The sequence below is a fragment of the Janthinobacterium sp. CG_23.4 genome (assembly GCF_029892305.1).
GTDB classification, from domain to species: Bacteria; Pseudomonadota; Gammaproteobacteria; order Burkholderiales; family Burkholderiaceae_D; genus Janthinobacterium; species Janthinobacterium lividum_D.
The window spans coordinates 2,623,662-2,639,397 of the sequence record NZ_JARXUX010000001.1; the positions used below are offsets into that span (position 1 = coordinate 2,623,662).

Here is a 15,736-nt window from a genome sequence, read left to right on the forward strand (position 1 = left end):
GTCTCTACTCGCTTCCATTGGTAATGTTCTTCGCCGACCCGCCATGCAGCGGACCGGCGACAGTTTAATAAGTGTATTCAGCCGTGAAACGCACCGAACGCGGCGCCGTGCGTCCATCGACCTGCAGGTAATTGCGCGAGATGGCGCCATGGTCTTCGCGCGTTTCGGTGTAGCGGGTCACGGTCTGGCTGTTGAACACATTGAAGACGTCCACTTTCAAGCTCAACCCTTTGACGGCGCCGGGAGTATAGGCCAGGTTCATGTCCAACTGAGCTTGCCACGGCAGGCGGCCCTGGCTGCCGCGCGGCGCAGGCTTGCCATTGCAATAGAAGTAGGAATCGCCGTAATTGTTTTCGAACTTCAGCGCATCGGGCAGCGCGCCGATGCAGTTGCGCGGCGCACCCGAGGTCAGCGACAGGTTGGCGCCCAGCATCACGTCCGGCATGACCTGCATGAAACCGTAGGCCTTGAAGGCGTGGCGATGGTCGCCCGGCAGGTAGCCATAGGCGTTGTACATCAATTCCTTGTGGTCGTCGCTGACCGTCAGGCCCACATCGCCGCCGCCGACGCTGTCCGTCTGGCCTTCCATATTGCCCTTCAAGACGGACAGGGTGTAGGTCAGCTTGCCGTACCAGCCATTCGTGTACGGGTGCTCGACAAACATGTTCAGGGCACGGTAGGTACGCGACGGCAGCGGATTGCCCCATTCTGCCGCCGAAATATCGACGCGGCGCAAGCCCTTGCCATCGTCGAAGTCCACCATCAGGCTATTGTCGCGGCCTGGGTTGATGATGGCGCACTGGAAGCCGCTCCAGTTGCTCGTGTCAACGCTGTTGCGCGTGGCCCAGGCTTGCAGCGGGCGCTCGTCGCAGACGTCATCGTTGGTATCGTTCAGCTTACGGTACAGCATGCTGGCGCCCACCACCAGCTGCTTGGAGAGGGCGCGTTCGAAGCCCAGCGAGAATTCATCCTGCGACAGCGGTTTCAGCCCAACGGCCGTCACTTCGCGCGCATCGCGGCTCTGGCCATACGCGTTGTTGGCCGAATACGGCTTGCTGATGGCATGCAGGCCCGTCGGTGCGCCAGTGACGGGATCGACGCCCGTGTAGGTGTACATCTCGCTGGTGGCCAGGAAGGGGCTGGCCATGTTGCTCGACAAATTCGATGGCACCGGCAGGTGGTAGCGCCCGCCGTTGGCGAACAATTTCAGGCTGCCGTCACCCAGGTAATCCCAGGTGGCGCCCAGGCGCGGGGCGATCATGTTGCGCTGCGAAACGAAGGCCACGCCATCGCTGCTGTAGTTGGTGAACTGTTCCCGGCGCAGGCCCAGATCGAGCAGTACGCGCTGCGTGACCTGATAGTGATCCTGGATGTACTGCGCCGATTGCACGCTGGTCGGACGCGCCAGGTTGGCGTTCAGTTCCTTGCTGACGTAATAGCCCTGCTTGCCGTAGCCGCCGCCCTGGTACGGCGTTTCAAAGGCGCCGTTGATCGGCAGATTCGGATCCTTGACCTTCTCGTAGCTCCAGCGGTAGCCGCCGGCCAGGCTCAGGCCCACTTTCGATTCCACGTCGATGCGGTCGATGCCGCCACGCAGCGAGTGCTTGCCCAGCTTGTATTCGAGGTCCAGGCGCTTGGCCTTCTGGCGGTCTTCCGACGATGGGTCGACCAGGGTGCCGGTCACCGTTTGCGGATTGGAATAATTGAGGCCTGGCACCTGGGTCGAGGTGTTCGACGAGGTCTGTGCCAGCAGCGGATTGTAGCCATTCGGTGTGCGCGTGTGTGAGGTGCGCGATGCGCCCATCATGGCCGTCAGCGTCAGCTTATCCGTCAGATAGCCCGTGTACTTGAAGATGTCGATATTCGCGCCTGGCGCAGCCGACGAACCGCAGCAATTGATGGTGGTCTCGCTGCCGCCGCCAGGCACGTTGTTGCGTTTCAGCGTGGCATAGTCGAAGCCATAGCTTTGGCTGTCCGTGGTCGTGCGGTCATACAGCTTGGTATATTCAAAGTGATGGTCGTCCGTCAGGTTGTAGTCCAGCTTGGCCATCATGCGGTCAACCTTGCTCTTGCTCTCGCGCCAGCCGTTCGGCAGCACCTTGTCCACCAGGTCGTCGCGCGCACCGGCAACGGCGCCGCCGTCCGTGCGCGTCTGTTCCAGCGCCACAAAGGCAAACAGCTTGTTCTTGATCAGCGGCCCGCTGCCGTACAAGCCGACGACCTTGCTGCTGCTGCTGTTATCGCGATTCCAGTACTTCAAGGTGCCGTCCGTGAGCGCATTGGCGCCCGTGTTCGGGTAGTATCGGTTTTCCGTTGTGCCCTTCAGCGAACCGGGGATGATGGAGACCTTGCCGCCAAATTCAAATTTGTTGCCGCCGCTCTTGGTAGTGATGTTGATCACGCCGCCCGTGGAGCGGCCAAATTCCGAACCATAGCCGCCGGACAGCACCTGCAGGTTGGAGATCGCGCCAAACGGCAGCTCCGACGCGCCCACCTGTGTCAGGAGGTTGGTGATGGGGAAGCCATTCACGTAGAACGCGTTTTCCGACTGGCCCGAGCCGCCGATCGATGGCGCATTGCCATACACGCTGTTGGTGCCGCGCGCCACGCCCGGCGTCAGCTGCACGATGGAAGCCACATCATTCCCGACCGGCAGCGCTTTCAATTCCTTGGCGGTGAAGATCACGCCATTGTTGGTGTTCGACACGTCGATCGAGTTGCGCGACGCTTTCACCACGACGGTTTGCTCCTGGCCCACGGAACCGGCCACGCTGGCCGGACCGAAGTTCGCTTCCGCACCGGCGCCGATCAGGGCTTCGACTTCCTGCGACGCTTCGACCGAACCGGCACGCAGCACGCGCACCGCATAGCGTCCTGGCGGCATGGAATTGGCCACGTAGCGGCCCGACGTATCCGGCGTCAAAGTGCGCTGCACACCCGTCGCCAGATTTTCCAGCACCACGCTGGCGCCGGCCGGCGTGCTCACTGCGCCAAAAATGGTACTGGTGGCGTTCGACTGTGCCCAGGCCTGGCCTGGCACGCCGGCCGCCAATGCGATCACGATCGCTGCGGCGCGGCTGATGTCGCGCAATTTGAATCGGGTGGTATGCATTCTTGTCTCTCCGTCTATATCGAGGGTTATACGCGCCCTCCCCGCTCCAGGGCAGAGTCGGAGGGACGCAATTTTTATGTTGTTCGTCGAGCGGTGCAGCCAGGCAGTTGCACTTTTCGGGAAATCGGTCCGTATCGGCCGATCTTCGTTTTAGTAGGATTACTTTAAAAAGAAAAAGAAGTAGCGTCAACAAAAAGAAAGCTAAAACGCAAAATTGTCGCCAAATCGGGGGCAAAAATGCTATTTATCTTTCGCTTTTATGCATTGCCTGGTAGTTAACTTTCGTTATCGTGGCGTAGCAGATACACGCGCCAAAAAAAATCGGGCAAGCCCGAGCCAGAACAGCCCAATAATGGCGGGATGGAAACGAGAAAAAAGAAATTTTCATCCGTTCTATCTTACGTTTATCTTTCGCATTGCGCATTTCGAAACATTAATTTTTTTTCATCCCAATCGCCCAGCCCATCACAACGCAAACCGCGCCGACGGGCTGGGGCAGCGTCAAGCCTTAAAAGAACTTGTAGCTGGCAGAGAGGGCAAACTGGCGGCCGAACAGGTCCTGGCTATGGTTATAGCCTTCCCAGCCATTCGGATCGTAGTAAGGCTGCTTGTTGAACGCATTTTTCACGTTCAGGCCCACGTCCAGGTGCTTGATCGGCTTCCAGCTGAAGGCCAGGTTGACCGTGGTGTAGGACGGCGCTCCCTTGCACTGTCCCGCCGGCAGGGCAACGGAAGCCGCGCTGCAATTTTCCGGCGTGTTGTCCTTGTCCCACGGACCATAGGCCCAGCGCGTCTTGCCCGAATAATTGACGAACACGCTACTGATGACGTTGCGGTAGCTCCAGTCGGCATTCACAGTGGCGCGGTAGCGCGGCGAATCATAGTAGCCGACGGTATTGCCCTTGATATCGCTGCCATCTTCGCTGTTATGGCTGTCGCGCTTGCGGATGGTGGCCGCGATGCCGGTGCTCAGCTTGCCCCAGTCCCCCAGCGCAAAACGCGTGCGGGCGTCGATGTCGATGCCGTCGATCAGGGTCCGACCGCGGTTCGAGTACGAGTTAATCAAGCCGCCCAGGTTGCCGACCGAGTAGCCTGGCACGCCAGCGGCGCACACGCCCGCATTGGCCGGATTGGCGCACATGGCCGCCACCGCCGCCATGTTGCCGCGGTCGGCGTCAGTCAGGCCATTGCGGATGGCACTCGACGTACCGGCCAGCGTCGGTCCATACTTGCCCACCAGTTCCGTGAACAGTTCGTTGAAGTCCTGGCGCACGATTTCATCACGGCGATACACAAACCAGTAATCGACCGAAATGCTCACATCCTTGGCCGGCTGCATGACCAGACCGAGGGTCGAAATCTTGGCCTTCTCCGGACGCAGGTTCTGGTTCGGCGGCGTCAGGCCGCCTACCGTCGTCGAGCAGTTCGAATTGAGCAAACTCTTGCCCAGGTCCGCATCGGTAGCCACTTTGGACTTCATCAAGGCGCGCGCCATGGCATTCGTTTCGTCGCAGCGCAGCGTGTCGCGGATACCGCCCACCTGCGCAAAGACGCCGCCGCTTCCCGCTTCGGCAAGGTTGGGCGCGCGAAAGCCTTCGGAATACGTCCCGCGCAGCATCAGGTCGGGCCGTGCGCGCCAGATCAGGCCCAGCTTGGGTGCCAGGTTGGCGGCGAAATGCGGGTATTTATCCAGCCGCGCGGCCGCATTGACTTCCAGGGTATCGCTAAGCGGCACCACCACTTCGCCAAACACGGCGGCGATGGTGCGCCGGCCGTCGAACCAGGAACCGCCCTGCTGCGTGATCAGGCCATTGGCAGCATCGGCGTTGCCGGGCGTGAGAAAGCTCTCGCGCATGATGTTGGTGCCCACGGCGGCGCGCACTTCGCGCTCACCGAGCTTGAACAGGGTGCCTTCGAGCTTCGCATCCCAGGTCATCAGCTTGGTCCAGGATTCGATGGCGAAGGTGGGATAGGCGGCCCGCAGGAGCGCCGCGTTGGCGTCGCTGATTTCACCGAACTTGTAGGCGGGATTGTCCGAGATATGCGTGCGCCCGCTGACGGGGTCCTTGGTGAACGGACCGAACGCCTGTTCAAAACCCTTGATGTTGATATTAGCGGTCTGGAACAGCGTGGAATGGCTGCCCGCTACGCTGAGCGCCGTTTCAACATCCCAGCCGCCGCCGATGCTGCCGCGCAGGCCGACCAGCACACGGTAGTTTTCATCGATATTCTTTTGCCCGAAGTGCCCCGTCGCATCCTGCAGCAAGTAGTTCAAGCCTGCCGCGCCGCCCATTTTGGCCACCATGTCAGCATCGAGCTTGCCTTTCAGGTAAGCGTTGTTGGGGCTCAGGTAAGGTGTGGCAAAGGTATTCAGGGTATTGCCGGTGTTGCGCGCGAACCAGTTGTTCGTGCTGCCGCTATTGAAGCTCGACGGCCCGTTCTCGCCGCGCATCTTGATGTGGGTGAAGGCGCCTTGCGCGAACGCTTCCATGTCGCCACCCAGTTTCAGCCGGCCGCTCAGGTAAGCCGTGGCGCGCTCCGAGGTGGGGCCCGTGTCGAGCTGGTTGGGCAGCGCATTCCACACGCAGCGCGTGCCCGATGCTTCCTTGATGCTGTTATTGCAGCCATTGACGGCGCGCTGGCTGCGGGCATTGTTGTTGGCTTTGTCGAAGACAAAGAAGGTCCCCGGATTCATCACGCCCGGTTCGCTGCCGACGCCCACGCGCATGTTTGGAATGAAATTGGGGTTGTTCACATAAAAATACGCGGGACGCTTGCGCCAGGTATCGGCCAGCGCGATGCGGTCGCGCTGGTAGACGTTGACGGAAGCGTAGATGTTGTAACCATCGCTGGCCAGGTCGCCCAGGCCATACAGCACGCTGGCCTGGCGCTCGCCAAACGCTTTCACGCTGGGCGAAAATTCGCCATTGGCACGCGCTTCCAGACCCTGATAACTCTTCTTCGTGATCACGTTGATGACGCCTGCCACGGCATCGGAGCCATACACGGCCGATGCGCCGTCCGTCAAAATTTCCATGCGCTCGATGGCGGCGGCCGGAATGGCGTCAATATTGACGAACATGGTCTGGAAGCCTGCCGGCGCGCCATAGAACGACAGGCGGCGGCCATTGAGCAGCACCAGGGTGCCCTGCGCACCCAGGCCGCGCAAGTTCGCTTGCGAGCCGCCATCCGAGCCCGAGAACATCGAACGGAAGTCCTGCTGCGCGGGACGGGCAGCAGGCAGATTGTCGAGCACCTGCAGCAAGGTGAGCGCGCCCATGTTTTCGATCTGCTTGGCGCTGATGACCTGCACCGGCGACGCCGTTTCCGCGTTGATGCGCTTCAGGCTCGATCCCGTCACTTCGACGCGCGCCAGCTTCTCTCCCTCGGCTGCCAGCGCCGTTGACGCCAGCCCTACCGCCATCATGGCGGCCATCAGTTTTTTCAAGTGCATTCCCATCTCCCTTTTTATAAGTGATTTATTTTCGTCAGGCTGCAAGAGCCCCTCCCCGGTCCGAAGAGGGGCTCGTTTTTAGTGAAATGATGCAGTGTGTCTAGCGCGGCGTGACTGTCGCGCCCTCCGTGCCGGTGAGTACGGCGTTGCCCCAGTTGCCGCAGACCTGGGACGGTCGGCTACCGCGCGCGCCCAGGGTACGCAAACTGAGCTCGCTCAGGCCGCGCACGTCGATTTCCGGTTTGACCACTGCGGGAGCCGAGACCAGGCCGCTGTCATACAGCAGCCGCTCACCGCTCCATACCTGGAATTGCAAGCCCCCCGCGCTGCGGCAGCTGTCGTCCACGCCCAGGTCGGCGCGCAGCAGATTCCAAGTGCCCGTCAGTTGCAAGTCGATGCTGCTGACAGGACCCACGCCGAGGCCCTTGCGAAACCACAGCCCGTTCATGCGCATCTCGGCCGCCTTGCCGGCCGGCCGGTCACGCGCGATATTTTTCGCTAACGCCAGGTCCGACAGATAGCGCTGTACTTCGGCGCCTTCGGCCACGCGATGCTCAAGCACGCGGAACTCGGACAACGTCACTGGCGCCACGTCGGCCGCCAGCGCCGCATCGAACGCGCGTGCCAGCGGCTCCGCTTGCGCCGCCGTGACCATCGGGTCGGCGGACGCCGCGCCATCGCCTTCCGGATTGTGCGTGCTCATGACGCGAAAGCGCAGCAAGCGCCCGGCCGCGGCACGAAAATTGATCGTCTGCGCCCCCTGTTCCAGCTTGAGGGTGCCGCGCGTAAGGGGTGCACCCCACTCGCCATTGTTATCCCCGATGTAGATTTCATAGTCGCGCACCTGGCCATGCTTCCAGTACTGGTCGTTGCGCGGCGCCAGTTCGATGCCGTCCACCAAGCGCCGTTCCGTGAAACCGATTACCCACTCGTGCGGACCGCTTTTCACCGCAGGGCTGCGCACGGTGCGGAACCACGTCTCGGGCTTGCCATCGAAGGCGTTTTCCAGCCGATAGCCGCTCTCCTCGCCAGGGCGCGTCACCACCTGCATGGCATCGGCCGGCAAGGCGCGGCCCGGCACGGGCGCAGCCGGGAAGTGAGCGTCCAATCGAGCCACGCTCAGCGCGCCGTCGACGCGGATGCGCAAAGGCTGGCCGATATCCTGCGCCGCCACTTTCACGTGCACAGTGCCTTGCCTGTCTGCTGCGTCGAAGTACCAGCCTTCGAGCGCCTTGTCGTAGGCAGCGCGATCGCCAGCGTCGGCCAGCAATCGCTGTCCCGCCTTTACCGCTACCGGCCGCTGGAGCGCCAGCATGCGCAGCGCATAGCCGCGACGCGCTTCCTGGCCCGCGTACTGGCCTTCGACGCCGCCGACGTCGACTTGCACATCGCCGCCCGTCTGGTGCATGCGAATCACTTGCTGGCTGAAGGCGCCGCCCTGATACTGGCGCGTGTTGCCGTCATCTTCATACAGGGTGTATTCGGAATCGCCATGCGGATAGATATCGAGCGTGAGCTGATCTTTCGGCTTCTGGCCGTCATACAGCATTTCCGGATACATGGGCACGATGGCGCCGGCGCGCACAAACACCGGCAGCTTGTCCAGGCTTACCTGCAGGTCCAGGTCGCGCCCCTTGGCGTCGGCCGTGGCCTGGCGTCCATCCCAGTAGTCGTACCAGGTGCCTTGCGGCAGGTGGATGCCCTTGCGCCAGCCTCCGCTGACGGCCTGGCTGCGGTAGACGGGCGCCACCAGCACGTCGCGCCCCAGCAGAAATTGATATTTGTAGGCTTCCGTGTAGGCGGCCGGATCGTGCGGGTAATCCCACATCAGGCCGCGCACCAGCGGCGCGCCCGTCTGCTCGGCTTCGCGCACCAGCGTGTACATGTACGGCGTCAGGCGCATCTTGAGCTTCAGGTAGCGGCGGTTGATGTCGCGGTAAGGTTCATCGAACCACCACGGATGCTTGCGCTCGGCTGCGGCCCAGCCGGACATGCCCATCAGCACGGGCGTAAAACTCTTCCACTGCAAATCGCGCAGATAGGTTTCCGGGCTGCCGCCAAAGATGGCGTCCACGTCGCCGGAGGCATACGCCTGGCCGGACAGGCCCGAGCCGATCAGGGTAGGGATGTGCCAGCGGATGTAGTCCCAACTGGCGCTCTGGTCGCCGGTCCACGCCACGGCATAACGCTGGATGCCGGCCCAACCCATCACCGTCCACAAAAATGGCCGGCTGTCGGAGTTGTTCAAAATGCCGTCGTAGGCGGACTTGTTCGCATCCATGGCGAACTGATAGCCCTTGCCCGTCCACGCCACGTCCAGCTTTTGTACGCGGCTGCCCGCCTGGCTCACTTCCCAGGCGATCTTGTCGACGCCGTTTTCGGTCCACAGGCCCGTACGGAAACCGTAAGCGGCCAAGCCCTTCACCGTAGCGGGCAAATTCGTGTAGCCACAGCCGTAGCCATCGTTGGGTAAAATCCAGCCGCCCGGCATATCGTGTTCTCGGTACTTGCGCGCCACGCTCTCGACCACGTCGGGCGTCTTGCCGGTGGGGCCATCGGTCCAGCCCTTCGGCACGGAACCTGGCTTTTTCACGTTATCGCCATCGTTGTAGCAATCGGCGTCGCCGTATTCCAGCGCCCAACGGGGCAACATGCGCGCACGCCCCGTCAAGTCGGTGTAGCGGGCGACGACGTCGCGCAAGTGCTTGCCGACGAAGAAATACGCGTCGAAGCGGCCTTCCGCATGCTGCAGCGAGATCTGCTGCTGGTCGCGCAAGTCGTAATTACCATCGGACCAGGTATTGCGCAGCACGCCCCAGCCGCGTGAACTCATCAAAAATGGCGCGGGATTGGGCCGGTCGCCCTCTTCCCACCCTCCCGAATACGACACCGGCACCTGCTTACCCTTGAATTCGAAGCGGCCATTTTGCTGGCCGCCGCCGAAAAAGCGCTCGCCCGGCAAGCTGGAAAGGACTTGCACGCCCTGCTTGTCGTCCAGCGACAGCGGCTGCACTTCGCGCCACAGCGGCACCGGGTCACCCTTGCGAAAAAGGCTGAAGCGCAAAGGCTTGCGCTCGATGCGCAGACTCAGAGCCTCGGTGCTGATCAAGATATGCTCGGCCTGCTCGCTGAGTTGATACGCTACATGCGCAGCAGGCAGGCCCACGACTATCGGTGCAGCCTTGTCGCCCGGCCCCGTCAAGCCCCCCTTGCCACCCGCCTCGATACGCAGCACGTCCACCTGCGGCAGGCTGATACGCAGCTGCATACCATTATCGCTACGCAAGTCCCAACCCAGACCCTCCCCCTTGGCCATGTCGGCCGCGTGCACGGCGGAGAGGGATTGCAAATTACCGATAGTGGCGCCCTGCAGGCCAGGCGCAGCCAGGGTAGCAAGAGCGGCGAGGACACAGGCGGCAAGGGCACGGCGGGGAAGCGGGAGGGGTTGCATGTGCTGGCTTTCAGGAAATCGAAGTGATAGAAATACTTTAAGAAGAAAAATTAATATCGTCAACATAAAGAAAGTTAAAGCGCAAATATATTCATAAAATACGCAAAATATGCGCATTTATCTTACGTTTAATCAAAATGTCATAAATAATACTTTCACTATCGTGGCATTTCAGCGACAACCGCCCCCATTACGGCATTTCATGCGGCGCTGCCACCGCATTCCAGCCCCGTAAAACACCATTATTTCGCAAGTTACCAAATAATTTACTTTCGTTTTACTTTCGTATTTGACTTTTCGAAATTTAGTGCCTATGCTTTCTCCAACAAACACTTTACTGACCTCTCATGACTACCCTACTTCAGCGTGACACTCAAACCTGGCGCGACATCGGCGGCCTGCACACGGCCGAGGAAATCGCCCACCAGCCGGCTATCTGGCGCGCGCTGAGCAGCATTTTGCGCGACGCACAAGCGAGCCTGGCCGCCTTCCTCGGCGATGCGCTGTCCAACCCGCAGCAGCGCGTCATCCTGACGGGCGCCGGCAGCTCGGCCTATGTGGGCGAAATCGTCGTCGACACCCTGAATGCGGCCTGGCCAGCGCAGATCCGCGCCATCGCCACCACCACCTTGCTGACGCACCATGCGCTGTACCTGGAAGCGGCTGCGCCCACCCTGCTCGTCTCGTTTGCGCGCAGCGGCGACAGCCCCGAAAGTCTGGCGGCCGTGGAGCTGCTGCGCCAGGTCGTGCCCGGCGCGCGTTTCCTGAACATCACCTGCAACGCCGAAGGAAAGCTGGCGCGCCAGGGCGCCAACGACGCCAACACGTATAACTTGCTGATGCCGGAAGGCAGTTGCGACCGCGGCTTCGCCATGACCAGCAGCTTTAGCAGCATGCTGCTGGCGGCCCTGTCGGTGCTGGGCAAGGACACGGATTTGTCCCGCCTGGAGACCCTGGCGCAGCTGGGCGAACAAGCCTTGCGCGACTGGTCGGCACCGGTGGCGGAGCTGGGCAACACCCCCGTGCAGCGCGTGTTCTACCTGGGCAGCGGCCCGCTGGAAGCGCTGGCCAAGGAAGCAGCCCTGAAAATTCTGGAATTGACGGGTGGCCGCGTGATGGCGATGGCCAATACGCCACTCGGTTTCCGCCATGGCCCGAAATCGGCCGTCACCACGCAATCGCTGGTCATCCTGCTGCGCAGCAGCAAGCCGCTGGCGCGCCAGTACGAGGACGATCTATTAAAAGAACTGCAGCGCGACGGCGTGGCGCAAGCCTGCCTGACGGTGGGCATCGGCGGCGACTTATCTGCCAACTTATCTGCCAACTTAGCGCCCGACGCGCAGGCCTGGCCCGACGCCTGGCTGGCCCCGCTGTGGCTGCTGATGGCGCAGCAATATGCACTGCACCAGTCTGCACTGTTGCAACTGCGTCCCGACAATCCATTCGCCGGCGGCATCGTCAACCGTGTCGTGCAGGGCGTCACCATCTATGGCCATGAGCAATTCTAATCACATAGCGGCTTACCACGGCATCGACATCGGCGGCAGCAAGATGGAGCTGGTGGCCTTTGCAGACCGCGACGGCGCGCTGACGGAAGTGTTCCGCGAACGGGTGGCCACGCCGGGCGATGATTTCAGCGCCTTCGTGCAGGCGGTCGTCGACCTGGTGGCGCACGGCGACGCTGCACTGGGCACGACGGCAGCTGTGGGCATAGGCTTGCCCGGCGTGATCGACAGCAGCAGCGGTCGACAACTGAGCTCGAACGTGCCCGCGCTGAACGGGCGCCTGGTGGCGCAAACGCTGCAGCAAGCCTTGCAGCGCCCTGTCGCCATCGGCAACGATTGCCAGTGTTTCGCCCTGTCGGAAGCGCAAGGTGGCGCGGCCAAAAATAGCGCCAGCATGTTTGGCGCCATCCTCGGCACGGGTGCTGGCGGCGGCTATTGCGTGGGCGGCCAGTTGCTGCGCGGTTTTAACGGCGTGGCTGGCGAATGGGGCCACTGGAGCCTGCCCGCCAGCGTACTGGCGCAGCACGGCCTGGCCGAGTATCGCTGCGCATGCGGCAAGACGGGCTGCCTGGAACGCTATGTCTCCGGCCCCGCCATGAGCAAACTATATGCGCACTTTGGCGGCGAAGGCACAGAACCGCTGGCCACGCTGTCCATCGTCGCACGCGCCAATATGGGCGACGCCGTGGCCAAGCGCACGGTGGAGGTGCACCTCGACGTGCTGGGCCACGCGCTGGCCGGGCTGGTGCTGGCCTACGACCCGCACGTCATTGTGCTCGGTGGCGGCCTGTCCAAGCTGCCCCACCTGTATGACAGACTGCCGGTGGCAGTCAAACGCCATCTCTTCCCCGGCGTGCACGTGCCGCCCATCTTGCCACCGCACTTTGGCGATGCCGGCGGCGCGCGCGGCGCGGCCCTTTTGATACGACAACATACGAAGGCGTCAATATAATGAAGCAAGTGGAAAACCCGACCTTTACCCTGTCCCCGATCCAGCAAGTGATCAAGGCGCACCGCCGCGGCGAACGCGTGGGACTGTATGCCGTGTGCTGCAGCCACCCGAGCGTGCTGCGCGCCGCCATGCGCGTGGCCAGCGAGTACGACACCGTGCTGCTGGTCGAAGCGACCTCGAACCAGGTCGATCAATTCGGCGGCTACACGGGCATGACACCCAACGTTTTCCGCGACAGCATGTTGGCGCTGGCCCGCGAACAGGGTTTTCCGACTGAGCGCCTGGTGTTGGGCGGCGACCACCTGGGCCCGAACGCCTGGCAGCACCTCGATGCCGCTACCGCGATGGCCCACGCCGAAACCCTGATCGCCGCGTATGCGGCGGCCGGTTTCCATAAAATCCACCTCGATTGCAGCATGCGCTGCTTGGATGACCCTTTGCAACTCGACGATGAAACCGTGGCCGCCCGTTCGGCGCGCCTGTGCATCGTCGCAGAAGCGGCGGCAGCAGCGGCCGGTTTCGCGCCGCCTGTCTACGTGATCGGCACGGAAGTGCCGATACCCGGTGGCGAAGCATCGTTGGCGCAAGCCGGCGCCGTCACCAGTGCGCAGGCGGCGCGCCGCACCCTGGACGTGCACCGCCGCGCCTTCCTCGACAATGATCTGCATGGCGCGTGGCGCCGCGTCATCGCCATGGTGGTGCAGCCGGGCGTCGATTTCGATCAAAATAGCATCGAGCACTACGCTGCGCCGGCGGCCGCCACACTGTCGGCCTTTATTGGCGAGCAGCCTGGCCTGGTGTTCGAAGCCCACTCCACCGACTACCAGCGCGAATCAGGCCTGCATGCCATGGTGCGCGACCATTTCGCCATCCTGAAAGTGGGCCCGGCCGCCACCTTCGCCCTGCGCGAGGCGCTGTACGCGCTGTGCCAGATCGAGCAGGAACTGCTGCCGGCGCACGCCACTTCACAGCTGATGCAGGTGCTAGACGAGGTGATGCTGGCCAAGCCCAAGCACTGGATCAAGCACTACCTGGGTACGCCGGAGGAACAGCGATTGATGCGTCGCTACGGCTTGAGCGACCGCTGCCGCTATTACTGGGGCGAGCCGGAAGTGGTGGCCAGCGTCGCCAAACTGCTGGCCAACCTGGACGCGCTGGCGATTCCACTACCGCTGTTGAGCCAGCATTTGCCGCAGCAGTACCAAGCCGTGGTGCAGGGCAGCTTGAAAGCGCAGGCATCGGCCTTGATCGAGCACAAGATCGGCAGTTTGCTGGCGCAATATGCGCGCGCCTGCAACCGCAATACGGCCGTCCCCGTCGTTGCCGAAGCGGCTATCTGTTAAGCTCGATATCTTCATTTTTTACTGAGCCCGCCACCATGCGAAATACCAGCCAACGCCGTGAATCCATCCTTCGAATGCTTACCCAGCAGGGCTCGGTGCAAGTGACCGATCTGGTGGCAAAGCTTGGCGTGTCTGCGGTCACCATCCGCAGCGACTTGAATGCGCTCGAAGCGCAGGGCATGGCCACGCGCAGCCACGGCGGCGCGACCCTGACGCGCACGCCGCCGCTTGAACACACGATCAGTCAGAAGGATGCCATCAACCACGCGCAAAAGGAACGCATCGGCGCCTATGCGGCGCGACTGGTGGAAGCGGGCGATAACATCATCATCGACTCGGGCACCACCACCATTTCGCTGGCGCGCCATTTGCGCGACGCGACCGGCGTGACGGTGGCCACGAATGGCCTCAACATCGCCTGGGAACTGGCCGACGCACCCGGCGTGGACCTGATCCTCACGGGCGGCCTGCTACGCAAGCAGTCGCTGTCGATCCAGGGCAGCCAGGCCGAAACCTGCTTGCAAGCCTACAGCTTCGACAAGCTGTTTCTGGGCGTGGACGGCTTCGACCTGCAGTTCGGCGTGACCACCCACCACGAAGCGGAAGCGAGCCTGAACCACAAGATGGTGGAACGGGCAAAGAAAATCATCGTCCTCACCGACGCCTCCAAGTTCGGCCGCGTCAGCCTGCACCGCATCGTGCAACTGGACCGCGTCGATATCGTCATCACCGATGCCAGCATCAGCCAGGAGTACCGCGAAGGGCTGCAAAAGCTGGGCATCGAACTTTTTATAGCGGAATAACACATGCTGAGCGGCAGAATCCTTACCCCCTCTGGCTGGATCACGGGCAGCATCGCCTTTGACCGGCGTATCGTCCAGATACAAGAAGACACTGCCGCCGACAGCGCGCTGACCATTTTGCCCGGCTTTATCGACCTGCACGTACACGGCGCCGCCGGCGTCGACATCATGGAAGGCGCAAACGCCGGCGCCAGCGTGGCGCAGGTGCATGCGCGCCACGGCACCACGGCCCTCTTGGGCACCACCCTGACGGCCAGGGAGCCGTCGATCTTGCGCGCCCTGCAAGGCCTGGCCGGCGTCATCGCCGCACGCCCCGCCAACGGCGCACGCATGCTGGGCGTGCACCTGGAAGGGCCGTTTTTAAATTTGCACCGCCTGGGCGCGCAGCCGCCCGACGTGGTGCAAGCGAGCTTGGCGCAGGTACAACGCTTTCACGCCATTGCCCCCATCAAGGTGCTGACCATGGCGCCGGAAATCCCCGGCCACCTGGAACTGATCCCGCAACTGGTGGCGATGGGCATCCGCGTGCAGATCGGCCACAGCGCCGGCACGTATGACGAAGGCGTGGCGGCCCTGAAAGCCGGCGTCTCCGGTTTCACCCACCTGTACAACGGCATGACGGGCATGACGCACTACGACCCCGGCATGGTGGGCGCGGCGCTCGCGCATGCCCAATACGCGGAAATCATCCCCGACCTGCAGCACGTGGAAAAGGGCGCCCTGCGCGCGGCCCTGCGCGCCATCCCGCGCCTGTACGGCGTCACGGACGCCACCTCGGCCACCGGCATGCCGGACGGCGAATATGGCCTGGGCACGCAGCGCGTCTACAAATGCCTGGGCTGCGTGCGCCTGGCAACGGGTTCGCTGGCCGGCAGCGTGCTGACCATGGACCAGGCCCTGCGCAATTTCGTCGACCTGGGCCTGGACCTGGCCGACGCCTCGAACCGCTTGTCGCTGTATCCCGCCGATTACCTGGGCGAATCCGAACGGGGCCGCCTGGCGCCGGGCGCCTGGGCCGATATCGTCGTCCTCGATGCCAACTTGCAGCCCGTGTCGGTCTTCGTCGAAGGCGTGGCCATCGATCTTTCCACCCGCTAAAGCACCTCAAGCTACCTC

8 protein-coding genes are annotated in these 15,736 nt (G+C 62.6%); 5 read left to right on the top strand and 3 right to left on the bottom strand.

Annotated features, from left to right (window positions below):
- Positions 1-64: 64 nt before the first annotated feature.
- The 3 genes from H4V96_RS11795 to H4V96_RS11805 form a co-directional block, all read right to left on the bottom strand.
- Positions 65-3,112: a TonB-dependent receptor gene (locus H4V96_RS11795; protein ID WP_196855130.1), complete on the bottom strand. Its 3,048-nt coding sequence runs from the start codon at positions 3,110-3,112 to the stop codon at positions 65-67.
- A gap of 508 nt (positions 3,113-3,620) precedes the next feature.
- The gene (locus tag H4V96_RS11800; protein WP_196855129.1) at positions 3,621-6,566 is read right to left on the bottom strand and encodes a TonB-dependent receptor; all 2,946 of its coding nucleotides are present in this window, start codon (positions 6,564-6,566) and stop codon (positions 3,621-3,623) included.
- Between the two features lie 100 nt (positions 6,567-6,666).
- On the bottom strand, positions 6,667-10,017 hold the full coding sequence (locus H4V96_RS11805; protein WP_280720949.1) for a TIM-barrel domain-containing protein: 3,351 nt from the start codon (positions 10,015-10,017) through the stop codon (positions 6,667-6,669).
- 347 nt (positions 10,018-10,364) lie between these two features.
- Here H4V96_RS11805 and H4V96_RS11810 point away from each other — a divergent pair, with 347 nt between their 5' ends.
- Genes H4V96_RS11810 through H4V96_RS11830 form a run of 5 tightly spaced genes read left to right on the top strand, consistent with a single transcriptional unit; the run spans position 10,365 to position 15,718 of the window.
- Positions 10,365-11,525 (top strand): SIS domain-containing protein, encoded by a 1,161-nt coding sequence (locus tag H4V96_RS11810; protein ID WP_196855128.1) that lies wholly within the window; start codon positions 10,365-10,367, stop codon positions 11,523-11,525.
- The gene (locus H4V96_RS11815; RefSeq protein ID WP_010398601.1) at positions 11,512-12,474 is read left to right on the top strand and encodes an ROK family protein; all 963 of its coding nucleotides are present in this window, start codon (positions 11,512-11,514) and stop codon (positions 12,472-12,474) included. Before H4V96_RS11810 ends, H4V96_RS11815 begins: the two co-directional genes overlap by 14 nt.
- Entirely contained in the window at positions 12,474-13,817 is a 1,344-nt protein-coding gene (locus H4V96_RS11820; RefSeq protein ID WP_196855127.1) for a D-tagatose-bisphosphate aldolase, class II, non-catalytic subunit, read from the top strand. Before H4V96_RS11815 ends, H4V96_RS11820 begins: the two co-directional genes overlap by 1 nt.
- 35 nt (positions 13,818-13,852) lie before the next feature.
- Positions 13,853-14,620 carry a DeoR family transcriptional regulator gene (locus H4V96_RS11825; protein WP_029496444.1) on the top strand — a complete coding sequence of 256 codons (768 nt, stop codon included), beginning with the start codon at positions 13,853-13,855 and terminating at the stop codon, positions 14,618-14,620.
- Between the two features lie 3 nt (positions 14,621-14,623).
- Complete coding sequence (locus H4V96_RS11830) at positions 14,624-15,718, top strand: amidohydrolase family protein (RefSeq protein ID WP_196855126.1); 1,095 nt, start codon at positions 14,624-14,626, stop codon at positions 15,716-15,718.
- The last annotated feature ends 18 nt before the right edge of the window (positions 15,719-15,736 follow it).